The following is a 24,587-nucleotide window of genomic DNA, read 5'->3' as shown; positions in this document are numbered from 1 at the left end:
GGCACGGCGTCCGCAACGGCGCGGACGCCTGCCTCAGCTCCTCCCCCGGCGCCGCCGGGCCAGCTCCGCCCCCAGCCGGGCGGTCTCCGCGTCGTCCCCCCGCCCGCGAGCCCGGCGCAGCGCGCGCTTGAGCCGCGCCCGCCGCGACACCAGCGGCCACGACACCGTTCCCAGCAGCGCCAGCCCGGTCAGCCAGCCGGGCACCTCCGGGTTCCCCCCGAGACCGGTCGCCTCCCACACCGTGTAGCCGATGGCGTAGCCGAGGACGACGACCAGCAGCACCGGCACCACGATGACGAAGACCCCCACAGCCCTCCTTCGCCGCTGCCGGCCGCGCCGGACGCACCCCGCGGGTGATCAGTGGCGCCCTCGCCCGCCTCGGCCCGCCTCGGGGACGACGATCGCACCACCCTGCAGTTCGAGTCGAACGCCCGGCCGTCGAGCCGTCGGCTCCTCGAGCACTGCAACGACCATCCAGGGCCCCACCGTCGCGCGCCGCGCTGACCGGATGGAGTGAGCCTCCGGGCGAGTGACTGTGAAGACCCGGCCCCCGACGCCGTCTCGGCCGCCCGGCGAGTGACCCCGCGGTCCAAGTCATTGCTCACCGTCACGGGTCACAATCTCTGCGAGATGAGCGCACGTACGACTCGGCCATGACCCACAACGGTCTGTCATGGCCCACCGAGTTCTGACCGCGCAAGAGTTCGAAGTCCCTCCCGCTGTCTGCGGTTATGGCCCAAAGTCCCTGCTGTTTGCGTCACCAAGGAACAGCACGGGGGACATCAGTGAGCCATTTCGACGTGGCCTGGATCAGCAGCGGAGCACCCGTCCACCCGGCCCCGGCCCACTCGTTCCTCGCAGCGAACCAGCTTCGGACGGTCGTGTTGCCGCACGGGGCAGCGGCGTCCGTGACGGCGGCTGACCTGCGTCACCGCGACTCGACGGCTCCCGGCGGTGGTCGTGCCGACAGGCACCCGCCCGGTCACCGTCGCTCGCTCCGCCCGGTGACGACAGGTCGTCCTGCACCCCGCTGATCCGGGGTGTCCGCACGAGCGACGTGGTGGCGAGCCGTCACCCGACACAGCAACCGTTCCCGAACCGAGAGGGCCAGCCATGCACCCTGCACCGGACCATCTCGATGTCGTAGCGGCCGAGACCTTCGGGCGTGACGCAGTCATGTTCCAGGACCTGCTCTCGTTCATGACGACCGTGAGCCTGGTGCTCTGGGCGGTGGTCCTGCTGACGGCCATCGTGCGTTTCGTCGCCTGTCACGTGCTGTACCGGCGCCGCGATCTCCGGACGAGCCCGGGCGGGCAGCCTCATCCGGGCGGCGGGTGAGCATGGACCTCGCGAGCCTCCACTTCTACCTGTTCGCGGGCGTCAGCCTGCTGTACGTGGTGCACTTCGGGCTCTACCTCGTCGGCGCCAACGTCTACGACATCTGGCAGCACCGGCGGAAGCACCTGCTCCGTCGGGCCGACCGGCCTCGGACGTGGGCCGAGTGCGCGGCCACGGCGACAGGCCCGGACGGCCATCCCGCTGAGGTGCCCGGCCTCGTCAGCATCGTGATCGCCGCCCACAACGAGGAGCAGGTGATCACCCGGGCCCTCGACTCCGTCCGGATGAGCAGCTACCCGGCGTTCGAGGTGATCGTCGCCGACGACGCCTCGACCGACCGGACGGAGGAGCTGGTCCAGGACTACCGGGCCCGGCACCCGGACATGGACCTGCGCCTCTACCGGATGGCGAGGAACGTCGGGAAGGGCGCCGCGCTGACCGCGGTCCTGCGCCACCACGCTCGCGGTGAGTACGTCATGACGTTGGACGCCGACTCGCTGCTCTCGCCCGACGCGGTGTCGAACGCCCTGTCCTACTTCGACGATCCGTGGGTGGCCGGCGTCGCCGCCAACGTCCACATCATCGACGAGCCGACCGTCCTCGGTGTGCTGCAGCGCTTCGAGCACATGATCGGCTACCGGTCCAAGAAGCTGTACTCGGTGACCAACTGCGAGTTCGTGGTGGGAGGGGTCGCCTCCACCTACCGCATGCGGGTGCTCCGCAAGGTCGGCTTCTACGACACCGACACGCTGACCGAGGACATCGGCCTGAGCACGAAGGTGACCAGCCTCGGGAACCGGCGGTTCAGGATGGTGTACGGCGCTGACGTGGTGGCCAAGACGGAAGGCGTCCTGACCTTCCGCGCGCTGGCCCGCCAGCGCTACCGGTGGAAGTACGGCAGCATGCAGAACCTGGTCAAGTACCGCCACCTGATCGGGAACCGGGACCGTCGGTACAGCCGCACGCTGACCATGTACCGGATGCCGATGGCGGTGCTGAGCGAGTTCACGCTCCTCGTCTCCCCGCTGGCGTGGACGTACGCGATCTACATCTCGCTGACGCAGTACACCCCGACGCTGGTGGTGGGTGCGTACGCGACGATCACGGCCTACACCCTGCTCACCATCTGGATGGACGAGACCCTCAGCCAGCGTGAGCGCCTGCGCCTGACGATGTACGCGCCCACCGCCTACTTCGTCTTCTACCTCATGGACCTGGTCCAGTTGGTGGCGATCACCCGCTGCCTGATCAGGAGCCGCTCGCTCGTCCAGCGCAGGGACGTGGGCAGCACCTGGTCCTCGCCGAAGCGGGCGGGCAAGCTGGCGGTGAACGCCCGTGCGGCTTAGCCGACTGGCACAACACCCCCTCGTCGTCGTGCCGCTGGTGGCGGTGCTCGTCACGGTGGGTTGGCAGCGGTACACCGACGGCCGGGACGACGTGGCACAGGCCGCCCCGGGCGCCAACCTGCTGCCGGCCGTCTCCGCGGACGGCAGCGCGACGCCCGGTGGCTGGCGCGTCGACCACAGCCTCGACGCGGACGTCTCACTGGGGACCGCGCCCGGCCACGTCACCGAGCGGGCGCTGCGCGTCGACGTGCCCCGGTACCGGTCGGGCGACGTGACGCTGACCAGCCCCCGGGTGGCGGTGTCCGCGGACCGGACCTACCTGTTCAAGGCGTTCGTGTCCGGCGGCGACCCCGGCTTCACCCTCCTCGCCCGCTACTCCACCCGGGACGGCGCCGACCGGCTCGTGTCGGTGCGGGAGTACCCGGAGGAGCGGCTGCCCTGGTCGACGGTGAGCGCCGCGTTCCGCCCGGACGCCGACGTGGTCGCCGTCCAGTACGTCCTCCGCATCGCCTCGACCGGAACGCTCGACGTGGACGGCGCCTACCTCGTCCCGGCCCACGACGTCCACGTCGACCCGGCGGTCCCGCCGGGGCCGAACCTCCTCCCGAACCCGGAACTGACGGCGAGCGGTGAGGCCGTGCCCGACCAGTGGTCGCCGTACCGGGAGGGCGCCACGGCGGCGGAGTTCGCCGTCCGGGAGGACGACCGGGGGCGGTTCCTCGAGACCCGCGTCACCGACCGCCGGACCGGGGAGGCGAAGTGGGAGCACGCGCCGATCCCCGTCCGGCCGGACCAGTACCTCCGGTTCACCGCCACGTACCGGTCCGACCGTCCGGTCGACGTGCGAGCGGAGTTCCTCGCCGCGGACGGTCGGTACGAGTTCGCCGACCTGGCGACCCTCCCGCCGGCCGGTGAGTGGACCGAGGTCACCCAGCACCTGCAGGTGCCGACCGGGGCGACGTCGGGGGTGGTGACCCTCGTCTCCCGGGCCGAGGGCACCGCCGCGGTGCGCGGCCAGGTCCTCACGGACGTGAGCCGGCCAGGCGCTCCCCGCTGGAGCCGCCCGCTGGTCTCGGTGACCTTCGACGACGGCTGGGAGTCGTCCTACACCCACGGCGTGCGGCTGCTCGAGGAGCGCGGCTTCCCGGGGACGTTCTACGTCAACCCGGCGGTCATCGAGACGCCCGACTTCATGACGGCGGCCCAGTTGCAGGCCCTCGACCGGCAGGGCCACGAGGTCGCCCTGCACGGCTACGAGCACTTCGACCTCACGACCCTCAGCGCCGAGCGGCTCGACGAGCAGCTGTGGAGGGGGCAGGAGGCGCTCGCCGCGGCGGGCCTGCCCACGGAGCACCTCGCCGTCCCCCACGGCAGGACCGACGCCCAGGTCGAGTGGTACGCCCGCCAGCACCTGCAGACCCTGCGCACCACCGAGACCGGCGTCAACACCCGGCAGAACCTCGAGCCCTATCGGCTCAGGACGTTCTACGTCGACCAGGACACGAAGCCGGAGCACGTCGCGTGGCTGCTGGAGGAGACCAAGCGCACCAACGGCTGGTTGATCCTCATCTACCACAAGATCAACCCCATGGCGGAGGGTGGCGACGCCCGCGTGGTCTTCAACGAGGCGTTCAGCACCCAGCTGGACCTGGTCCGGGACAGCGGCATCACCGTCGTGCCGGTGGCGGAGGCCTTCGCCGAGGTGAGCACGTCCTGACCCGGCCAACGGCCCCGACCGGCGCCGTCCCCGCCGGGCGGCGTCCGGTCGCCGTGCCACCACCCCGGCCCGTCCAGGGGGGCACCGAGGGTGCCCGGGCTCGGCCCGCCGGGGATCCTGGGAGGCCGTGACCACGGGATCCCGGCCGACCCCGACCGCGTACGGTCGAGCCCGCTCGCGCCGGCGGGACGACGAGACAGGAGCAGCCATGGCCGGGGGGTCACTCGCCGCGTACCTGGCGGTCGCGGCGTCCGTCCTGGTGCTCTGCCTGGCCGCTTGCTCGGCGCCCGACCGCGACCGCACCGTCGACCTGATCGGGCAGGACTGGACCGCCGCGCCCGGGGTCACCGCCGGGGAGGACGGCCTCCACGTCCGGGCGACCGACCGCCGCATCGTGCAGCAGGACGGCAGCGGAGGACAGCCGAACCCGCCACTGCAGCTGTACGGGACGCACCTGGAGGTCGACGGGGACTTCTCGGTCACCGCCACCATCGCCGACGCCACCGGCGCTGCGTCACTGACCCTCTACGACCGGCCCCCCGTCGTCGCGGACGAGTTCCGCATCGAGCCGGGGTCGGTGCGACTGACGCTCCGCGGCCGCGACCTGCGGGTCACCGTCCACGACGGCTCCCTGCCCGACGACCCCACCCGTCCCCGGCCGGTGTACGACCAGCAGGTGACGCTGGCCGACCCGGCGGCCCCGCTCACGGTCAGCCGGTCGGGCGACACGCTGCGGATCGCCAGCGATGGGGAGACGGTCACGGCTCCGGAGCTGGGGGACGTGTTCACCTCGGGCCAGGTCTGGCTGGGCCTGTCCGGTGAGGGCGGCTCCTTCACGGTCCGCTCGCTCACCGCCCGGGCACTCGACGGCGGCGCCGTCAGCGCCGTCGACACCACGCGGCTCACCGTCCCGCCCGCACGCGACGGCCTGCAGGCACTGGCCGCGCGGCAGCGACCCGACTTCCGGGTCGGCGCAGCCCTCGCGCTCGGGCCGCTGACCGCAGACCCCGAGTACGCGCGAGCGGCGCTGTCCGAGTTCGGCTCCGTCACACCGGAGAACGCGATGAAGCCGCAGCACCTCTCGCCCGGCCCGGGGGTGTACACGTTCGAGGAGGCCGACGCCCTCGTCGACATCGCCCGGCGGCACGGGATGGACGTGCACGGCCACACCCTCACGTTCGGCGAGGCCCTGCCACGGTGGATGCAGGACCTGCCCACTACCACTGAGGCCGACCGCCGGGCGAGCGCGACCGCGCTGCTCGACTACGTCACCACGGTCGTCACCCACTTCAGGGGCCGGCTGGCGTCGTGGGACGTCGTGAACGAGCCGTTCGGCGTCGACCAGGGCACCCAGCTGCGGCACAACGTCTGGTACCGGGTCTTCGGGCCCGGCTACCCGGCCGTCGTCTCCCGGGCGGTGCACGCCGCCGACCCCGACGTCGCGCAGTACGTCAACGAGAACGGCGCCGACGTCCCCGGCCCCCGGCAGGACGCCCTGCTCGCGCTGGTGACGGAGACCAACGCGCAGGGTGGCCACATCGACGGCGTCGGACTGCAGGCCCACGTCTACGACCTGTCCACCGACCGGATCGACGGCGACGACCTGACGCGCAGCATCGACCGGTTCGCCGGGGCCGGCCTGCGCGTGCGCATCTCGGAGAACGACGTGACCCGCTCTGAGGGACCCGACGCCCAGGCCGAGCAGTACGCCGAGGTGTTCGCCGCCTGCTTCCGGCACCCCAACTGCGTCTCGTACACGACGTGGGGGGTCGACGACCGCTACAACTGGTGGGTCGCGCCCGACGGGCGCCTCCGGCAGGGCCACGACCTGCTCTTCGAGCAGGGGAGACCGACGCTCGCCCACCGCGCCCTGCGGTCCGTGCTGGAGCGCTGACCTGCAGGCCGGGGCTGCCGGGCCGCGGGTTGCGGGGAGCCGGGCCGGGCGACGTGCCAGGACGCCGTCGAGCAGGTCGGCCAGCCGGCTCCGCACCACGGAGCCGATGAGGACCCCGCGGCCCGCTCCTCGTCGCCGATCCCGCCGCCGGACGCACCGTCGGCGGGACCGGGGTCAGCGGGTGATCGTCGGGGCGTGCCCGTTCGAGGCGACCTGCTGCCCGGCCTCGCGCGCGGCGAGCCGCTCGCGCTGCGGGACGACGGTGTACTTCGGGTCCCGGGCGCTGGCCATGCCCGCCTCGAAGACGCCGAAGCGGGTGAGCAGCGACCCGGCCGCCAGCAGCGCACCCGCGGCGACCGCGCCCGCGCGCCGTCGCCCGGCGACGACGGTGAGCGCCGCGCCGGCCGCGGTGCATGACTTCGCCGCCCGCAGCAGCCTGCCCGCCTTGCCCACGTGGTACGGCTTGCTCACGATCCCGAACTCGGTCTCGACCCGGTGCATCGCGGCCAGCTCGATCGCCGCGCCGGCCACCGCCATCTTGCGCGAGGGCCCGGCCTCCTCGATCGGGCTGAGCGCCATGGTGATGCCCCCGCCGGCGGCCATCCCCGAGGCGCCGAAGACGAACGGCAGCTCCTTGTGGGCGGCGTGCCAGGACGGGACGGCGGTGTTGGCGAACAGCACCCCGGTGTAGGTCGCCAACGGGCCGCCGAACAGCGCCGCGACCACCCCGCCGAAGCGCTTCAGCCGCGGGAACCAGCCCAGCAGCTCCACCGCCGCCGTCGCCCCGGCCGCCGCGCTGAACGGCGCCAGGATGTACGAGCCGATCGACAGCGGGGACGTCGGCTTGACCACCCGCAGCATGTGCAGGAACCGCTCGGGCCGGCCGAGGTCGTGGATCAGGAACACGACCGATGCGATCGCCGCGCCACCGGAGACGTAGCGGGCGTTGCGGGTGAGCGCCGGCCGGTCGGTGAGGTCGGTCAGCGCCGCCATGATCGACGAGGAACCGGCCGCGCCACCGAGGAAGAGGTACAACGGCACGTCCGGCGTCTTCCACACCGGCGGCTTGATGATCGGCCGGCCGTAGTAGGAGGTGAACTCGGCCTCCTCGACCATCGCCACCTCGCCGCCGGGACGTCCGCCGCCGCGCCGGCGACGGCGCTTCTGCCGCTTCTGCGCCGGCGGCCCGTCGGCCCGCCGCCAGCCGGCGCCGGGCGTGGTGATGCCCTCAGTCATGCGACTACTTCCTCCGCGAGCCGAGGACGGCCGACAGCGCCACCCCGAGGATCATCGCCGCAGCCGCGCCGGCGGACTTCCACATCGCGGGCAGGTCGCGCGTGGTGACGACCGGGTCCGGTGGCAGGCCGTAGACCTCCGGCTCGTCGAGCAGCAGGAAGAACGCGCCCGCGCCGCCGACGCCGTCGTCCTCGTCCCGCCCGTAGAGGCGGGCGGTCTCGACGCCCTGGGACTTCAGCGTGGCCAGCCGCGCGTCGGCGCGGGCCTGCAGCTCGTCGAGGTTGCCGAACTGGATCGACTGCGTCGGGCAGGCGGTCGCGCACGCGGGCTGCAGGCCGTCGGTGAGTCGGTCGTAGCACATCGTGCACTTGAAGACCCGGCCGTCGCCCTTGCGCTGCTCGATGACGCCGTACGGGCAGGACGGCACGCAGTAGCCGCAGCCGTTGCAGATGTCGCCCTGGACGACCACCGTGCCGAACTCGGTGCGGAACAGCGCGCCGGTCGGGCAGACGTCGAGGCACCCGGCGTGCGTGCAGTGCTTGCACACGTCGGAGCTCATCAGCCAGCGGATCTGCTTGTCCGTGCCCGACTGCCCGGTCTGCGGGTCGAACTCCGACAGCGCCTCGGCGTTGAGCACGCTGGACTGCTGCGCCGTCGCCAGGCTCTCGTCGTTCGGGCCGTCGGTGACCGAGCGGCCGGTGTCGTTGCGGTCGTCCCCGGGCCGGCCGAACGTCGGCATCGGCAGGTCGACGGTGCGGGTCTGCTCGATGAACGCCACGTGCCGCCAGGAGTTGGCACCCAGTTGCCCGGTGTTGTCGTAGGACATCCCGGACAGGCCCATGACGTCGCGCACGCCGTGTGCGTCGTCCATCGGCAGGAAGTTCCACTCCTTGCAGGCCACCTCGCAGGCCTTGCAGCCGATGCACACCGAGGTGTCGGTGAAGAAGCCCACCCGCGCCGGGTGGTCGCCGTCGTACCCGGCCTCGGCCTGCACGTCGGGCAGCGGCCCGTACAGCCGGTTGTCGGGATCGCGCCCGGTGAAGGCCGGGCTCGCCGAACTGACCGAGGTCACGCCGGTCTCCTGTCTGCTGCTCGAGTGCTCACGGCTCCGGTCCCTCGCGGGCTCACGGCTTCGATCCCTCGCCGGCTCACAACTTCGACCCCTCGCCGGCCTCGGCGGCGACCGGGTCGCGGCCGTTGACCCCGACCCGCCCGGACGGCACCCCGGCCCGCTGCCGGTAGCCCTCCACGAACTCGATGAGCTCGGGCCCGCGCGGTCGCCGTCCCGGCCGGATGTCGGCGGTGCTGACCTTGTCCTCCTGGATGTGCGTGTTCGGGTCGAGCACGATCCCGAGCAGGTCGTTGGCCCCGTCGCCGGTCGAGATGCCGCTGTAGGACCAGTGGTAGGGCATCCCGATCTGGTGCACGACCTGCCCGTCCCGCAGCCGGATCGGCCGGATCCGCTCGGTGACCAGCACCTTCGCCTCGATCGCCGTCCGGGAGCTGACCAGCGTGGCGTACTCGCCGTTGGTCAGGCCGCGCAGCTCGGCCAGCTCCGGGCTGACCTCGACGAAGAACTCCGGCTGGAGCTCCGACAGGTAGGGCAGCGTGCGGCTCATCCCGCCGGCGGTGTGGTGCTCGGTCAGCCGGTAGGTGGTCACCTGGAACGGGAAGACATCGGAGAGCGGCGGGTTCTCCCGGTTCCACGGCCCCTCGATGTGCTCCAGCGTCGGGTTCGCCTGCTGCTTGTACAGGGCGTTCTCGACGACGGACTCCGCCGGCTCGTAGTGCGTCGGCAGCGGGCCGTCGACCACCCCTGCGGGGGCGAACAGCCACGCCTTGCCGTCACCCTGCATGACGAACGGGTCGGCGCCGCCGATGGCGTCCTGCGCCCTCGCGCCGTCCGGCGGCACGTAGTCCGGCCGCTTGGTCGCCTCGAAGTCGGGGTTGTCCAGGCCGGTCCACCGACCGGCCTCCTCGTCCCACCAGACGTAGGCCTTGCGCTCGCTCCACGGCCTGCCGTCCGGGTCGGCCGAGGCGCGGTTGTACAGGATGCGCCTGTTGTACGGCCAGGCCCAGCCCCACTCGGCGGCCACCGAGCCCTGCTCGCGGCCGGGCTTGCGGCGGGCGGCCTGGTTGACCTCGTCGGCGTAGACGCCGGAGTAGATCCAGCAGCCGCACGACGTCGAGCCGTCGTCCTTCAGCTCCAGGTAGCCCGAGACCGCGCGCCCGTCCGGGCCGGTGCCGTTGATCTCCCGCAGGACGGCGTCGGCGCTCGGCTCCTGGTCTGGTCCGTGGGTCGGGTAGTCCCAGGTCAGGTCGAGCAGCGGGCGGTCCCGCGGGTCGGTGGAGCCGGCCAGCCGCTCCCGCAGGATGCGACCGAGGTGGAAGTAGAACCACAGGTCGCTCGTGGCGTCACCCGGCGGCTCGACCGCCTTGTGCCGCCACTGCAGCAGCCGCTGGGTCTGGGTGAAGGTCCCCTCCTTCTCCGCGTGCGAGGCCGCGGGGACGAAGAAGACCTCGGTGGCGATCGTCTCGGGCGCGAGCTCCCCGGTCTCGATCTCCGGGGACTCCTTCCAGAAGGTCGCCGACTCGATCATCTGCAGGTCGCGGACGACCAGCCAGTCCAGGTTGGCCAGCCCGAACCGGTTCATCCGCCCGTTCGGGTGCCCGACCGTCGGGTTCTCGCCGACCAGGAAGTAGCCGGAGACCTTGCCCTGGATCATGTCGGCGATCGTCCGGTAGGAGCTGTGGTCGCCGTCGATCTTCGGGAGGTAGTCGAACGCGAAGTCGTTCTCCGGCGTAGCGGCGTCCCCCCACCAGGCCTTGAGGAGGCTGGTCATGTAGGCGCGCTTGTTACCCCAGAACCCGGCCTTGCCGGCCGCGTCGGCGCAGTACTCGTCCAGCGACCCGTGCTGCAGCGCGTGCGGCATGGGCAGGTAGCCCGGCAGCAGGTTGTACAGCGTCGGGACGTCGGTCGAGCCCTGGATGCTGGCGTGCCCGCGCAGCGCGAGGATCCCCCCGCCGGGACGGCCGATGTTGCCCAGCAGGGTCTGCAGGATCGAGCAGGTGCGGATGTACTGCGCGCCGACGCTGTGCTGCGTCCAGCCCACCGAGTACACCCACGCCGTCGTCCGCTCGCGGCCGCTGTTCTTGGTCACCCAGCGGGCGACCTGCAGGAAGACCTCCGGCTCGATGCCGCAGACCTCGGCCACCATCTCGGGGGTGTAGCGGTCGAAGTGCCGCTTGAGGACCTGGAACACCGACCGCGGGTGCTGCAGCGTCTCGTCGCGCTTGGGCTTGGCCGCGATCGGCGGACCACCGCTGCCGGCCGCCTGGGCCTTGTCGGTCTTCTTGATCTCCGGGTCCTGCTCCCTGCGGTCCTGCTCCGCGGCCCCGGCCGGGTCGTCCGAGCCCGAGTGCGGCGGCTCCTCCGGCTCATACTGCCAGCTGGCCTCGTCATAGGTGTTGCTCTCCGGGTCGAAGCCGGAGAACAGGCCGTCGAGGTCCTCGGAGTCGACGAACTGCTCGCTCACCAGCGCCGCGGCGTTGGTGTAGGCGACGACGTACTCCTTAAAGTACAGCTCGTTGTCGAGCACGTATCGGATCAGGCCACCGAGGAACGCGATGTCGGTACCGATGCGCAGCGGGACGTGCAGGTCGGCGATCGCGCTGGTGCGGGTGAACCGCGGGTCGATGTGGATCACCTTGGCGCCGCGCGCCTTGGCCTCACTCACCCACTGGAAGCCCACCGGGTGGCACTCGGCCATGTTCGAACCCTCGATGACGATGCAGTCGGAGTTCGCGAGGTCTTCCTGGAAGTTCGTGGCGCCGCCACGGCCGAACGTGGCACCCAGACCGGGCACCGTGGCGGAGTGCTATATGCGGGCCTGGTTCTCGATCTGGATCGCGCCCAGGGCGCTGTAGAGCTTCTTCATGAGGTAGTTCTCCTCGTTGTCGAGGGTCGCCCCTCCGAGGCTCGCTACTCCCATGGTGCGGTTGACGCGCTTGCCGTCGTTCTCGTCCTGCCAGCCCTTGCGGCGGGCCTCGAGGACGCGGTCGGCGATCATCTCCATCGCGGTGCCGAGCTCGAGGTCCTCCCACTCCGTCCCGAACGGACGGCGGTACTTCACCGTCGTCACCCGGGTCGGGCTGGTGACCAGCTGCTTGCTGGCGCTGCCCTTCGGGCACAGCCGGCCGCGGCTGATCGGCGAGTCCGGGTCGCCCTCGATCTGGACGATCTGCTCGTCCTTGACGTAGATCCGCTGGCCGCACCCCACCGCGCAGTACGGGCACACGCTCTGCACGACGCGGTCGGCGGTGGCCGTGCGGCTCACCACGTTCTCCGTCGCCTTGCTGCGCGCGGCCAGGCCGCGTCCGAGGGGGTCGGCACCGGTCAGCTGCCGGAACACCGGCCACGCGTCGAGCCAGGTCTTCACACCGGCAACTCTGCCACTCCTGCGCCCACTCGGCGCTCCGGGAGCCGCGGTCGCCGGCGACAACCGTCCGTTGCGGTTCCGCCGTCCGGCCTGCCCCTCCGCCGTCGCCACGTCCCCTCGGCCGTGATCATGGGGTTGTTGCCGGCTCTGTCGGCGCGTCGCGGCGTGTCGCCTGCAACAACTCCATGATCAACCCGGTGGGGGTGGGGGCTGAGGGGCTCGGGTTTGGGGGCTCGGGCGGAGGGGGTGAGGCGGCGCTCCACCCCGGGAGGTGCCGTAGGGGTCAAACCGGTGCCGGATCGTCGGAGTCGCGGTCGATACTGGGCGAGTGGGCGGACCGCACCTGCACTTCCTCGGCCACTCGACGGTGCGCGTCGAGCTCGCCGGGCACGTCGTGCTGACCGACCCGCTGCTCACCGGCCGCGTCGGGCCGCTGCGCCGCGTCGTGCCGGTGCCCGCGTCGGAGACCTACGCCGGCGTCGACCTGGTGCTCCTCAGCCACCTGCACGGCGACCACCTGCACCTGCCCTCGCTGCGGCTGCTGGGCCCGGACGTGCGGGTCGTCGTCCCCCGCGGTGCCGGCGCGTGGCTGCGCGCGCGAGGCCTCAGCCACGTGACCGAGGTGCTGCCGGGCGAGAGCCTCACCCACGGCGCGCTGCGGGTCACCGCCGTCCCGGCCGAGCACGCCGGGCACCGCTGGGGTCCGCGGCTGACCCACGGCCCGGACACCTGCGCGGTGGGCCATCTGGTCGAGGGCGGCGGGCGCACCGTCTACGCCGCGGGCGACACCGACCTGACCGACGCGATGGGCCTGCTGGGCGACCGCGGGGTCGACGTCGCGCTGCTGCCGGTGTGGGGCTGGGGCCTCACGCTCGGCCCCGGCCACCTCGACCCGGCGGGCGCGGCCGAGGCGGTCGTGCGGCTGCGGCCGCGGGTGGCCGTCCCGGTGCACTGGGGCACCCTCGCGCTGCGTGGCGTGGCGCACCTGCCGCGGATGCGCCGGCTGCTCACCGACCCGCCGCGGGACTTCGCCGCCGCCGTCGCCGCCCGCGGCCTGGACACCGCCGTGGTGGTCGCCGAGCCGGGGCAGCCGGTGCCGCTGCCCGTCGGGACGACGTCGTGAGCGCCGGCGCGCTCGCCGCGGGCTGGACCGACAGCTCGTCGATCGGTTACCCGGTCCTCTTCGGCGGCGTGCTGCTCGGCTCGGTCGTGCCCGTCGTGCCGACCGGGGCGGTCGTCGGCGCCGGCGCCGCGTTCGCCGTCACCGCCCACGAGCTCGACGTCGTGCTCGTCGTGCTGGTGGCCACCCTCGGCGCCTGGGCCGGCGACCTGGTCACCTTCGCGATCTGCCGGTTCGGCGGGCCCGCGGCGGTCCGCTGGGTCGCCCGCGGCCAGCACGCCGACCGGATCGAGGAGGTCCGCGAGCAGTTCCACCGGCACGGCTGGCAGATCGTCGTCGTCGGCCGGCTGCTGCCCGCGGGGCGCATCCCGGTGCTGCTGGCGGCCGGCGCGCTGGCCTACCCGTGGCGGCGGCTGCTGCCGGCGTCCCTGCTCGCCGCCTTCCTCTGGGCGGTCGCCTACGCCGCCCTCGGCGTGGTCAGCGGCGGCATCTTCGACTCCCCGCTGATCGCCGTCCTGCTGGCCACCGTGCTGGTGCTGGTCGTGGGCGCGGTGCTCAACGTGGTCGGCTCGCACCGCCGGCGCACCCCCGACCCGGAGCCCGAGCCCGACCCCTCGGCCTGCGGGCCGGCATGACGGCTCCCTCCGGGCGGGTCCTCCAGCGGGGCCGGACGCCGGCGCGCGTCCTGCTCACCTGGGCGGTCAGCACCGCCGCGCTGGTCGTCCTCGACCGCTGGCTCGGCGCGTTCACCATGCCGGCGTGGTGGCAGCCGCCGCTGATCGCGCTGCTGCTGGGCCTGCTCACCGGCGTGGTGTGGCCGATGGTCATGCGGGTCGCGCTGCCGCTGGCCTTCTTCACGCTGGGCCTGGGCAGCTTCCTGCTGCTGGGGGCCGCAGTGCTCGGCCTGTCCTTCCTCGTGCCCGGCGTCGTCATCGCCGACCTGCGCACCGCGGTCGTCGTCGGCGTCGCCATGGCCGGCGTCTCCGGGCTGGTCAGCAGCGTGCTCGCCCTCGACGAGGACGAGCTGTTCTTCCGCCGCGCGCGCCGGCGGGCCCGGGGGACGGCGGACGCCGCGCCGTGCCCGCCCGGGGTGCTGTTCCTGCAGATCGACGCGCTGTCCCACGACACCGCCCGGCGCGCCGTCCGCGACGGGTCGATGCCCAACCTGGCCGCCTGGCTGCGCTCGGGCAGCCACGTGCTGACCTCCTGGCACACCGACTGGAGCTCGCAGACCGGCGCCTCGGTCTGCGGCATCCTGCACGGCTCCAACGCCGACATCCCGGGCTTCCGCTGGTACGACAAGGACCGCGACCGGATCGTCCGGGTGTCCTCGCCGACCGACGCCGCCGAGATCGAGCGGGCGCACTCCGACGGCCGTGGGCTGCTGGCCGGCGGCGGAGCGGGCCACGGCAACCTGTTCACCGGCGACGCCACGCACGTCAGCCTCACGATGAGCTCGCTGGCGTACGTCGTCCCCGCGGCCAGCCGCCGGGCCCGGCAGCGGCACGACCGGCCCGGCACCGGGTACTACGCCTACTTCGCCAACCCGGGGAACGCCCTGCGCACGGTCGCCGGCTCCCTCGTCGACGTGTACCGCGAGCTGGTCGCCGCCGCCCGCGAACGCCGCGACGACGTCCGGCCGCGGGTGTCGCGCGGCGGCATCTACCCGCTGGCCCGCCCGGGGACGACGGTCGTCTCCCGCGACGTCGTCGTCTTCGCGCTGCTCGAGGACATGCTCGCCGGCCGGCCGGTCGCCTACGCCGACTTCCTCGGCTACGACGAGGCCGCGCACCACGGCGGGCTCGAGCGGGCCGACAGCCTGGCCGTGCTGCACAGCATCGACCAGCAGATCGGCCGGCTGCACCGCGCCGCCCAGCTCGCGCCGCGGGAGTACCACCTGGTGTGCCTCTCCGACCACGGGCAGACCCAGGGCGAGTCCTTCGCCCACCGCTTCGGGGAGACCGTCGAGCAGCTGGTCGGCCGGCTCTGCGGGGGGCCGGGCGACCTGCCCGACCGGCACCTCACCGGCCCACGGGACAGCCGGCGGCTCACCGAGGGCTGGCAGGTCGGGGCGGCGCTCGCCGAGGGCGGCGGGCCGATCGCCCGCCGGCTGCGCGAGCGGGTGGAACGCGCCGAGGGGGTGCCGCACGCGCACGAACTGCCGGCCGACCGGGAGGGCCGGGTGCCGCGGGTCGCCCCGGGCGTGGTCGTCGCCGTCTCCGGCCACACCGCGATGGTCTCGTTCGCCGACCTCCCCGGCCGGGTGTCGCTGGAGGAGATCGAGCGGCACTGGCCGGCGCTGCTGCCCGGCCTGGTCGACCACGACGGCGTCGGCTTCCTGCTCGTGCACTCCGAGGAGCACGGGCCGGTGGTGCTCGGCCGCGACGGGCTGCACCGGCTGGCGTCGGGCACGGTCCTCGGCGAGGACCCGCTGCTCCCCTACGGCCCGCACGCCCCACGGCTGGTGGCCCGCGCCTCGACGTTCCCGCACTGCCCGGACGTGGTCGTCAACAGCCGCTACGACCCGGCCACCGACGAGGCCTCGGCGTTCGAGCCGCACGTCGGCTCCCACGGCGGGCTCGGCGGACCGCAGCAGCACGCCTTCCTGCTGCACCCGCGCTCGTTCCGGCCACCCGGCGAGGTCGTCGGCGCCGAGCAGCTGCACCGGGTCCTCCGCGGCTGGCTCACCGACCTGGGCCACCCCGAGCCGGCGGGGGACGGCGCCGCCGTCGGGACGCTCAGCGCGACGGCACGGCGCGCCTCCGGCGTCCCGGTGTGACCGGCCGCCGGACACCTGGTGACGACCGCGTGAACTCCGTCGCGCCCCGTGGCGCACCGGTGATCACCTCACCGAGAGTGGGGTGATGCGACCCGACGCGCGCGCCTGGTTCGAGCTCCGCACCTCCTCGGCTCCCTCGCTGGACGCGCTCGACCTCGACGCCCTGTTGCGTGCCAAGCGGCGCGGGCAGCACCGGGTGAGCGTCGTCCTGCCCGCACGCGACGAGGAGGCGACGGTCGGCCGGCTGGTCGGCGACCTGCACGAGCACTGGGTGCGGCGGATGCCGCTGGTCGACGAGCTGCTCGTCGTCGACTCCGACTCCACCGACGCGACCGCTGCGGTGGCCCGGGCCGCAGGGGCCGACGTCGTCGCCACCGCCGACGTGCTCCCCTGCCACGGCAGCCGCCCCGGCAAGGGCGAGGCGCTGTGGAAGTCGCTGGCCGCGACCACCGGCGACCTGGTCGTGTTCCTCGACGCCGACCTGCTCGGCGACGTCAGGCACTTCGTGCCCGGGCTGCTCGCGCCGTTGCTCACCGATCCGCAGGTCGACTACGTCAAGGGCTGCTACACCCGGCCGCTCGAGGTGGACGGTTCGTCGGTCCCGGCCGGCGGCGGGCGGGTCACCGAGCTGACCGCGCGGCCGCTGCTCAACGCGCTGTGGCCGGAGCTCGCCGGGTTCGTGCAGCCGCTGGGCGGCGAGTACGCCGGACGGCGGTCCGCTCTGGAACGGGTGCCGTTCGTGTCGGGCTACGGCGTGGAGGTCGGGCTGCTGGTCGACCTGCTGGAGCTCTGCGGACTGGCCGGGCTCGCGCAGGTCGACCTCGGCGTGCGCCGGCACACCTCGCAGGAGCAGGAGGCGCTGGGCCGGATGGCGGGGCAGGTCGTCTCGACCGTGCTCGCCCGGGCCGGACGCAGGCGGGCCGGCGGGCTGCTCACCCAGTTCCGCCACGACGGCAGCGGGTTCGTGCCGCACAGCACGGCGGTCGCCGTCGACGAGCGGCCGCCGATGGCGAGCGTGCCGGAGTACCGGGCGCTGCTGGAGGACGTCGTCGTCGGCTGACGCGGCGGCGACCCCACCGCTCGGACCTCAGCCGCTGCTCGCCTGGGTGAGCGGGACCGAGCGCCCACGGGCGTGCTCGCACCCCCACGACCACGGCACGCAGCGCACGGCTGTCCCGCCGGACACCCGGACGCTGCCCGCCGTCCGGGGCAGTGGGTGAGCCTCCGGAGGGGCACCCGCAGGCCGGCGACGGGACGCGGACACCGGCCCGGAACAGCCGTTTCTCCTGCATCCTGTCGCCCGACGGGGACCTCCGTGCCGACACCGACGTCGGCACCCGGCCTTGGGGAGACCTGTGCGACCCGACGTCCGACGCTGGCTCCACCACCGCACCTTCCCCGCCGAGACCTGGGCGGCCCCCGACCTGGTGGCCGTCAAGGGCGCCCGCGGCTCCACCGTGAGCGTGGTGCTCCCGGCGCTCGACGAGGAACGCACCGTGGGCACGATCGTGGCCGCCATCCGCGACGCCCTGGTGGAGCGCTGCCCACTGGTCGACGAGGTGGTCGTCGTCGACAGCGGCTCCAGTGACCGGACGGCGAGGGTGGCGGCAGCGGCCGGCGCCCGCGTCGTCGCCGTCGACGCGGTGCTGCCCCGGCACGGCAGCCGGCCGGGCAAGGGCGAGGCGCTGTGGAAGTCGCTGCACGTCACCAGCGGCGACCTGCTGGTGTTCATCGACGCCGACCTGGTCGCCTTCGACCCGCGGTTCGTCGTCGGCCTGCTCGGCCCGCTGCTCACCGACCCCACAGTCGGCTACGTCAAGGCCCTCTACGACCGGCCGCTGGCCACCTCCGAGGGCATCGTCCCCTCCGGCGGCGGCCGGGTCACCGAGCTGGTCGCCCGGCCGCTGCTCAACGCCTTCTGGCCGGAGCTCGCCGGCTTCGTCCAGCCGCTGTCGGGCGAGTACGCCGGCCGCCGCGAGCTGCTCGAGCAGGTGCCGTTCGTCTCCGGCTACGGCGTGGAGCTGGGCCTGCTGGTCGACCTCGCGGCGCTGGCCGGCCTCGACGCCCTGGCCCAGGTCGACCTCGGCACCCGGCAGCACACCCACCAGGCCGACGCCGCGCTCGGCCGCATGACCGGGCAGATCCTGCAGACCGCGCTGGCCCGCCGGCCCGGCGCCGGTCGCCCGGAGCGCGAGCTGCTGCAGTTCCTCCGCACGGCCGACGGCCTCGAGGGCGTCACCTGGGACGTCGGCGTCGTGGAGCGGCCGCCGATGCGGGCGGTCCGCGCCGCCGAGCACCGTCCGGGGAGCCGGGCGTGAAGCTCCTCATGGACGCCGGGCCGTGGCTGCCGGTCCCACCGCCCGGCTACGGCGGCCTGGAGAACGTCGTCGCCACGCTGACCGCCGAGCTGCGCGCCCGCGGGCACACGGTCGTCCTCGCCTCGGTCGGCGACTCGGCGCTGCCGGTCGACGGCCTGGTCAGCGCCTTCCCCACCGGCCGCTTCGAGCAGTTGGGCGGGCCGTACCCGCAGGTCGTCGGCACCGCGCACGCGCACGAGCAGGTGGTGCTGGCCACCCTCGCCGAGCACGCGCTGGCCGGCGAGCCGTTCGACCTCGTGCACAGCCACGTCGAGGTGGTGGGCCCGGCGCTGCTGGCCGGCCTGGGGGACACCGCGCCGCCGACGCTCGCCACGCTGCACTGGGACACCGGCCGCAACGCCGACTTCTGGGCGTCCTTCGACGGCGGTGGCCGGGTGTGGTTCGCCGGGGTCTCCGACACCCAGGTGGCGCAGGCGCCGGCGCGGCTGCGCGAGCAGGTCGTCGGCGTGGTCCCGCTGTCGGTGCCGGTCGACGGCCCACCCCCGGTGCGGCGGGCGAACCGCTCCGACGCGGTGCTGGTGCTCGCCCGGCTGTGCGAGGCCAAGGGCATCGACACGGCGCTGCGGACCTGCCGCGCCGCCGGGGTGCCGCTGGTGCTCGCCGGCCCGGTGGGCGGCCTGCCCGACCGGGAGGCACTGCAGGTGGCGCTCGCCACCCCCGGTCACCCGGCCCGCTCACACCCCGACGTCGCCTGGTTCCTGGATCACGTCGAGCCGCACCTCGACGGCGTCACCGCGCGCTGGATCGGCAGCGTCGGGGGTGCGGCGAAGGACGAGCTGCTGCGCACCTCCCGCGCGGCGCTGTTCCCCATCCGCTGGGAGGAGCCCGGCGGCACCGCCGTCTGCGAGGCCCTGGCCGCCGGGACGCCGGTGGTCGCCATGGCCCGCGGCTGCCTGCCCTCCCTGGTGGACGACGGCCGCACCGGGTTCCTGGCCGTCGACGAGGCCGGCTTCACCGCGGCGCTGGGCCGGCTGGACGAGATCGACCCGGAGACCTGCGCCGACGAGGCCCGCCGCCGGTTCGCCCCCGCGGTGATGGCCGACGGCTACGAGCGGCTCTACGGCGAGACGCTGGACCGCGCCCGCCGCCGGTCCCGCCACCGGCTGCCGGCCCCTCGCGGGCAGCGCGCCCTCCGCTGACCGCCTCAGGGCCGCACGGCGTCCCCGGTGCGGGCGGACTCGGCGATCGCGACCGCGACCCGGTGGGTGCGCAGCGCCTCCGCGTAGTCGACCAGCCCGGTGGCCGGCGCCCCGCCGGCCAGCACGTCGACGAACGCCCGGTCGACGGCGGTGCGCCCGTCGACCCGCGGCTGGCTGAGGTCCGCCCCCGCGGCGGTGGTGACGGTCAGCGAGGTCTCGGTGAGCTCGACCGCCGCGCCGTCGCACACCACGGCCAGCCCGGCGGCCAGCTTGCCCGGCAGCGAGCAGGCCGCGGTCACCGTGCCGACGGCGCCGGAGTCGAAGGACAGCAAGGCGGCGGTCGCGTCGTCCACGTCGCGGCCCTCCACGGTGGACGGCGCGGCGACGGCGCGCACCTCAGCCACCTCGCCGGCCAGCAGCCGGGCAAGGTCGAGCACGTGGGTCAGCTGCTCGACCACCTGGCCGCCGGAGCGCTCCCGCCGTGACCACCACGCCGGCGGCGGCACCCTGTCGAGCCAGGTGGCGTCGACCAGCCGCGGCCGGTGCGCGGCGCAGACGGCACGGGCGGCGGCCACGGTGTCCAGGTGCCGCCAGTGGTAGCCGGTCGCGGTCGGCAGCCCGGCCCCCACGACGGCGCGTGCCACCTCCTCGGCGACCTCGACGCCGGTGGCCAGCGGCTTCTCGACGAAGAAGGGGACCCCCGCACGGACGGCGGCCAGCTCCAGCGCGCCGTGGGCGAAGGGCGGCACGCACAGCCAGACACCGTCCAGTGGCTGGGCGAGCAGCCGGTCGACGTCCGCGACGACCGGCACCCCGAGCTCTGCGGCGAGCTCGTCCGCGGCACCCGGGACGACGTCGGTGACGCCGACCACGTCCACGTCGGGGAAGCCGGCCAGCGTCCGCGCGTGGCGGACGCCGACACCCCCGGCGCCGACGAGTCCGACGCGGACGCGGCTGCCGGTGCGGGGCTCGCCCATGCCGGGGTCCTGCCCCACCTGCGGACGACGCAACCGCCCAGGTCACGGTGGGTTCCCGGCGTCGGCGGTGCCGGGCTCCCGGGGTGGGGCCGCGGGTGCGCTCGACGGGGAGGTCGGGGACACGCCGCGCCGGCCGACCGGGTGCGCGACACGGCCCGGTCGCCTCGTCCGTCCTCGTCGGGACGCGGAAGCGGACCGTGCTACAGAGGCTCTACGGGCGCACAATGGGCGGGTGACACGGGGCACACGGCCCGTGCTTACCGAGCGGAGTTAACCTTCTACCGTGAGCGATGTACTGGACCGGCGCGCGAGGAAGAAGGCGCAGACCCGGGCACTCATCCGTGAGACCGCGCAGGCCCTGTTCGCCGAGCGCGGCTTCGAGGCGATCACGATCGCCGACATCGCCGCGGCTGCGGACGTCGCCGTCCAGACCGTCTTCAACCACTTCCCGACGAAGGAGGACCTCTTCTTCGACGGGCACACCCCCTGGGTCGACGGCGCCGCCGAGTCGGTGCGCTCCCGCGCCCCGGGCACCACCCCTCTCGAGGCCCTGCACGCCTACCTCATCGAGCGGGTCGCCGTGCACGCCCGGCAGCTCGCCACACCCGACGGCCGGGTGTTCGAGGCGACGCTCGAGGCCTCCCCCGCACTGCGGGCCCGCGAGCGGGAGCTGCAGCACGAGGCGACGGCCCGCCTGGCCGACGCGCTGTTCGAGACGTGGACGGCGGAGGGCGGCGCGCCTGCGGTACCCACCGACGTCCGCACCGCAGCGTCGGTGACCGCCGCCGTCTGGCTGGCCGCCGTCCGGACGCTCATCGTGCAGCACCGGCAGCTGCTCGCCGGACCGGCCGGAGCCCTGCCGGCCGACCCCGAGGAGGGCGTCGCCCTCGCCTGCTCGGTCGCCGCCCAGGTCTTCAGCGGGCTCAGCTCCACGCTGCCCCCGCCGGCAGCCGGCCGGCTGCGGCGCACCGGCTGAGTCAGACCGGGGCGCGCTCCTGGTCGGGCACGACCACGGGCAGCAGCACCTCGTCGAGCACGCGCTGCACCTCCTCACGGCTCAGCGCCCCGCGGTCGGAGGTGTAGCGCTGCCACCAGAAGGCCTCGATGACCGAGCTGAGCAGCGCCAGGCGCGCCTCGGGGACCTGCTGCCCGCGCTCGGCCGCCCGGGCGCCGATGGCCCGGATCGCCTCGGCCAGGGGCTGCACCAGCGCGGCGTCCAGGCCGGCGCGGAGGTCCTCCTCGTGCCGGGCCGCACCGACCAGGCTGGCGGCCGCCCGCTCCTCGCGGTCCAGCGGCCGGCGCCAGCGGTCGACCAGCGCGGCGAGGTCGTCCCGCAGCGAGCCCTGGTCCGGCGGGACCCGGACCAGCGTGAACCGGCCCACCGCCGAACGAGCCATCGCCGCCATCGTCGGCCAGCGCCGGTAGATGCCGGCCTTGCCGGCACGGGCGCGCGCGGCGACGCGGTCGCTGTTGAGCTTGCCCCACCCCTCGTCGGCCAGGATGTCGACGGCCACGGTGAGCAGCTGCTCGGACAGTTCGGCGCTCAGTGGGCGCCCCGGCGTTCCGCTCATGCCGAGACCGATGCGATGCGGGTCACGGGGTCATGGTGACGTGCCGATGGGGCCGCCACAATGACGACACCGGGGGTTTCCGGATTTTCCGGGGTCCCGCGTTCCGGAACACGCCGGATCGGCTGACGGCCGCCCGGAGGTCAGGCGCCGGCGGCGCTCTCCACCCGGACCTGCAGGCCGCCGCCGTCGTCGACCAGCCGCCCCGCCTCCGCCGCCTGGCCGACCATGCCGTCCCAGCGCTGCGCCCAGTCGTCGCTCCCGGCCTGCGGCTCGGCTGCCGCTCGGAGCGCAGCGAGGTCCAGGACGCCGGTGTCCGCGTCCTGCACGCGGCCCAGACCGGCGTCGCGCAGGGCCTGGTCGGCCTCCTCGTCGGTCACCGCCCCCAGCGCCAGCTGCAGGGAGGTCAGGTCGTCCACGTCCGTGACCCGCACCTCGGGCAGCTCGTCGGCACCGCCCACCACCTCGACGATCATGTCGTCCTCCTTCGTACGGTCAGGCTCCTGGCTGCCCCTGGAACGGCCCCCTTGAGGGGCCCGCCGCGAGCCTGCGAGTGGCGGGGGGCAAGGGGGTCCTATACGTGCCAGGGGAACCGGCTGAAGTCCGGGTCCCGCTTCTCCAGGAACGCGTCCCGGCCCTCCACGGCCTCCTCGGCCATGTAGGCCAGCCGCGTCGTCTCACCGGCGAACAGCTGCTGGCCCACCAGCCCGTCGTCGATCAGGTTGAACGAGTACTTGAGCATCCGCTGCGCGGTCGGGCTCTTGGCCACGATCCGCCGTCCCCAGTCCAGCGCGGTGGCCTCGAGCTCGGCGTGCGGGACGACGCGGTTGACCATGCCCATGCGGTGCGCGTCCTCGGCGGAGTACTCGTCGCCCAGGAAGAACACCTCCCGGGCGAACTTCTGGCCGACCTGCCGGGCGAGGTAGGCCGAGCCGAAGCCGCCGTCGAAGCTGCCGACGTCGGCGTCGGTCTGCTTGAAGCGGGCGTGCTCGGCCGACGCGAGGGTGAGGTCGGCGACGACGTGCAGGCTGTGCCCGCCGCCGGCCGCCCAGCCCGGGACGACGCAGACGACGACCTTGGGCATGAAGCGGATCAGCCGCTGCGCCTCCAGCACGTGCAGCCGGCCGCTGGTACGCCCCTTGTCGTGCTCGTAGCCGTACCTGCCGCGCACCCGCTGGTCACCACCGGAGCAGAACGCCCAGCCGCCGTCCCTGGGGCTGGGCCCGTTCCCGGTGAGCAGCACACAGCCGACGTCGGTCGACAGGCGGGCGTGCTCGAGGGCGGTGATCAGCTCGTCGACGGTCTGCGGGCGGAAGGCGTTGCGCACCTCGGGCCGGTCGAACGCGATCCGGACGACCCCGCCGTCGACGGCGCGGTGGTAGGTGATGTCGGCGAAGTCGAAGCCCTCGACCGGCTGCCACGCCGCGCTGTCGAAGATCTCGGAGACGTCGTCGCGGGCGGTCATGGGCCGAACCTAGCGCCGGCCGGGAACGGTCACGGCAGGAGCCCGCCGACCAGCCCGCCGGCGCCCTCGGTCACCTCGCCGACGACGCCGCCGACCCCGTCGGTGGTCTTCCCCACCGTGCCGCACCCGCACGGCGGTGGCGGCGCCGGGGCCGGCTCCGGTGCGGGCTGTGGTCGCGGTGCCGGCGCGGGGGCCGGGGGGCAGGGCCGGCTCCTCCGTCGGCGGGACAAGGCGTGCACAGGGTAGGCATCCCCGCACTCAGCGGCACCTGGAACGAGACGGCACCGGACCCGACGCCCGGGTAGCGTCGCCGGGGTGTCCCGGGGGCCCGCCGTGCGAGTCGGCACCGTGAACACCGCCTCGGGCCGCAGCCCGGGCGGTCCGGTCCTCGATGCCGCGGGGCTGGAGGAGGCCGTCGCCGGGCTGGACGTCGACGTGCTGGCCGTCCAGGAGGTCGACGCCGGGCAGCCGCGCTCGCACGGGGTCGACCAGGCCGCCGTTCTGGCCGCCGGCCTCGGCGCCGCGGACTGGCGCGGCGCCGCCACGGTGGCCGGCACGCCCGACCCCTTCCGCAGCTGGTCCCCCGCCGGTCCGCTGCTGCGCGGCCCGCAGACCCCGCTCGACGGCCCGCTCTACGGCATCGCGCTGCTCAGCCGGCTGCCGGTGCTCGAGTGGTCGGTGCTCGACCTGGGCGCCGGCCGGGCGCGGCTGCCGGTGCAGGGCCCCGACCCGCTGACCGGCCGGGTCCGGTGGTGGTGGTTCCCCGACGAGCCGCGAGCCGCCGTCGCCGCCCGGCTGGGGTCGCTCACCGTCGTCGCCACCCACCTGTCGTTCGCCCCGCACACCGCCGTCCGCCAGCTGCTGCGGCTGCGCCGGTGGATCGCCGGGATGCCCGGGCCGGTGGTGCTGGCCGGTGACCTGAACCTGCCGGGCGCGCTGCCGGGCCGGCTGCTCCGGGCGACTCCGCTGGTGCGCGAGCCGAGCTTCCCGGCGTCCGGCCCGCGGGTGCAGCTGGACCACCTGCTGGCGGTGGGGGACGGACTGCGCGGTCGGGACGCCGGGGCCTCGACGCTCCCGGTCGGCGACCACCGCGCGCTCACCGTGACGGTGATCCCGGCCTGAACGGCGGCGCGGTGGCCCCGTCCAGGGCACCGCCCCGAGCCCTGACGGCCCCCGTGCAGGCAGGAGGAC

21 protein-coding genes are annotated in these 24,587 nt (G+C 74.2%); 12 read left to right on the top strand and 9 right to left on the bottom strand.

Annotated elements, in window-relative coordinates:
* Nucleotides 1–33: 33 nt before the first annotated feature.
* Entirely contained in the window at nt 34–309 is a 276-nt protein-coding gene (locus BMW27_RS21090; protein WP_091448041.1) for a hypothetical protein, read from the bottom strand.
* 804 nt (nt 310–1,113) lie between these two features.
* On the opposite strand from BMW27_RS21090, the gene BMW27_RS21085 reads away from it, so the two are divergent.
* The 4 genes from BMW27_RS21085 (at nt 1,114) to BMW27_RS21070 (ending at nt 6,295) form a co-directional block, all read left to right on the top strand.
* Nucleotides 1,114–1,338, top strand: coding sequence for a hypothetical protein (locus tag BMW27_RS21085; RefSeq protein WP_091448039.1), 225 nt, complete (start codon nt 1,114–1,116; stop codon nt 1,336–1,338).
* Between the two features lie 2 nt (nt 1,339–1,340).
* Entirely contained in the window at nt 1,341–2,684 is a 1,344-nt protein-coding gene (locus tag BMW27_RS21080) for a glycosyltransferase family 2 protein (RefSeq protein ID WP_139206951.1), read from the top strand.
* Nucleotides 2,685–2,712: 28 nt separating this feature from the next.
* Nucleotides 2,713–4,401 carry a polysaccharide deacetylase family protein gene (locus BMW27_RS21075; RefSeq protein WP_091448033.1) on the top strand — a complete coding sequence of 563 codons (1,689 nt, stop codon included), beginning with the start codon at nt 2,713–2,715 and terminating at the stop codon, nt 4,399–4,401.
* A gap of 208 nt (nt 4,402–4,609) precedes the next feature.
* A complete protein-coding gene (locus tag BMW27_RS21070; protein WP_091448032.1) occupies nt 4,610–6,295 on the top strand; it encodes an endo-1,4-beta-xylanase in 1,686 nt (561 codons plus the stop codon).
* Nucleotides 6,296–6,469: 174 nt separating this feature from the next.
* Here the strand turns inward: BMW27_RS21070 and nrfD are convergent, their stop codons facing one another.
* From nrfD to BMW27_RS24670, 4 genes are all read right to left on the bottom strand, one after another.
* Complete coding sequence (gene nrfD, locus BMW27_RS21065) at nt 6,470–7,531, bottom strand: NrfD/PsrC family molybdoenzyme membrane anchor subunit (protein WP_091448030.1); 1,062 nt, start codon at nt 7,529–7,531, stop codon at nt 6,470–6,472.
* 4 nt (nt 7,532–7,535) lie between these two features.
* Complete coding sequence (locus BMW27_RS21060) at nt 7,536–8,603, bottom strand: 4Fe-4S dicluster domain-containing protein (RefSeq protein ID WP_091448028.1); 1,068 nt, start codon at nt 8,601–8,603, stop codon at nt 7,536–7,538.
* 76 nt (nt 8,604–8,679) lie between these two features.
* Nucleotides 8,680–11,397, bottom strand: coding sequence for a formate dehydrogenase (fdh, locus tag BMW27_RS21055; protein ID WP_091448025.1), 2,718 nt, complete (start codon nt 11,395–11,397; stop codon nt 8,680–8,682).
* A 12-nt stretch (nt 11,398–11,409) separates the two neighbouring features.
* The gene (locus BMW27_RS24670; RefSeq protein WP_091448022.1) at nt 11,410–11,970 is read right to left on the bottom strand and encodes a dehydrogenase; all 561 of its coding nucleotides are present in this window, start codon (nt 11,968–11,970) and stop codon (nt 11,410–11,412) included.
* A 328-nt stretch (nt 11,971–12,298) separates the two neighbouring features.
* On the opposite strand from BMW27_RS24670, the gene BMW27_RS21045 reads away from it, so the two are divergent.
* The 6 genes from BMW27_RS21045 to BMW27_RS21020 all read left to right on the top strand — a co-directional run bounded on the left by BMW27_RS21045 (nt 12,299) and on the right by BMW27_RS21020 (nt 19,386).
* Nucleotides 12,299–13,093 carry an MBL fold metallo-hydrolase gene (locus BMW27_RS21045; RefSeq protein WP_175486598.1) on the top strand — a complete coding sequence of 265 codons (795 nt, stop codon included), beginning with the start codon at nt 12,299–12,301 and terminating at the stop codon, nt 13,091–13,093.
* Entirely contained in the window at nt 13,090–13,725 is a 636-nt protein-coding gene (locus tag BMW27_RS21040) for a DedA family protein (protein WP_091448016.1), read from the top strand. Before BMW27_RS21045 ends, BMW27_RS21040 begins: the two co-directional genes overlap by 4 nt.
* Nucleotides 13,722–15,869, top strand: a complete 2,148-nt coding sequence (locus tag BMW27_RS21035; protein WP_091448013.1) for a phage holin family protein — start codon at nt 13,722–13,724, stop codon at nt 15,867–15,869. Before BMW27_RS21040 ends, BMW27_RS21035 begins: the two co-directional genes overlap by 4 nt.
* Before the next feature lie 85 nt (nt 15,870–15,954).
* A complete protein-coding gene (locus BMW27_RS21030; protein WP_091448101.1) occupies nt 15,955–16,929 on the top strand; it encodes a glucosyl-3-phosphoglycerate synthase in 975 nt (324 codons plus the stop codon).
* Nucleotides 16,930–17,224: 295 nt separating this feature from the next.
* Nucleotides 17,225–18,187, top strand: coding sequence for a glucosyl-3-phosphoglycerate synthase (locus tag BMW27_RS21025; RefSeq protein WP_091448010.1), 963 nt, complete (start codon nt 17,225–17,227; stop codon nt 18,185–18,187).
* Nucleotides 18,184–19,386 carry a glycosyltransferase gene (locus BMW27_RS21020; RefSeq protein WP_091448006.1) on the top strand — a complete coding sequence of 401 codons (1,203 nt, stop codon included), beginning with the start codon at nt 18,184–18,186 and terminating at the stop codon, nt 19,384–19,386. Before BMW27_RS21025 ends, BMW27_RS21020 begins: the two co-directional genes overlap by 4 nt.
* Before the next feature lie 5 nt (nt 19,387–19,391).
* Here BMW27_RS21020 and BMW27_RS21015 read toward each other — a convergent pair whose 3' ends face one another.
* Nucleotides 19,392–20,363 (bottom strand): Gfo/Idh/MocA family protein, encoded by a 972-nt coding sequence (locus BMW27_RS21015; protein WP_091448003.1) that lies wholly within the window; start codon nt 20,361–20,363, stop codon nt 19,392–19,394.
* A 283-nt stretch (nt 20,364–20,646) separates the two neighbouring features.
* Here BMW27_RS21015 and BMW27_RS23570 point away from each other — a divergent pair, with 283 nt between their 5' ends.
* Nucleotides 20,647–21,339: a TetR/AcrR family transcriptional regulator gene (locus tag BMW27_RS23570; RefSeq protein ID WP_217638233.1), complete on the top strand. Its 693-nt coding sequence runs from the start codon at nt 20,647–20,649 to the stop codon at nt 21,337–21,339.
* A gap of 1 nt (nt 21,340) precedes the next feature.
* Here BMW27_RS23570 and BMW27_RS21005 read toward each other — a convergent pair whose 3' ends face one another.
* The 3 genes from BMW27_RS21005 to BMW27_RS20995 form a co-directional block, all read right to left on the bottom strand.
* Complete coding sequence (locus tag BMW27_RS21005) at nt 21,341–21,934, bottom strand: TetR-like C-terminal domain-containing protein (RefSeq protein WP_091448001.1); 594 nt, start codon at nt 21,932–21,934, stop codon at nt 21,341–21,343.
* A gap of 140 nt (nt 21,935–22,074) precedes the next feature.
* On the bottom strand, nt 22,075–22,407 hold the full coding sequence (locus BMW27_RS21000) for a hypothetical protein (RefSeq protein ID WP_091447998.1): 333 nt from the start codon (nt 22,405–22,407) through the stop codon (nt 22,075–22,077).
* 98 nt (nt 22,408–22,505) lie between these two features.
* Complete coding sequence (locus BMW27_RS20995; RefSeq protein WP_091447995.1) at nt 22,506–23,396, bottom strand: 1,4-dihydroxy-2-naphthoyl-CoA synthase; 891 nt, start codon at nt 23,394–23,396, stop codon at nt 22,506–22,508.
* 315 nt (nt 23,397–23,711) lie between these two features.
* Here BMW27_RS20995 and BMW27_RS20990 point away from each other — a divergent pair, with 315 nt between their 5' ends.
* Nucleotides 23,712–24,518 carry an endonuclease/exonuclease/phosphatase family protein gene (locus tag BMW27_RS20990; protein WP_245743774.1) on the top strand — a complete coding sequence of 269 codons (807 nt, stop codon included), beginning with the start codon at nt 23,712–23,714 and terminating at the stop codon, nt 24,516–24,518.
* Nucleotides 24,519–24,587: the final 69 nt, after the last annotated feature.

This window comes from Geodermatophilus poikilotrophus (genome assembly GCF_900111455.1).
Classification (GTDB): Bacteria; Actinomycetota; Actinomycetes; order Mycobacteriales; family Geodermatophilaceae; genus Geodermatophilus; species Geodermatophilus poikilotrophus.
This window is presented reverse-complemented; position numbering and strand designations above follow the sequence as displayed.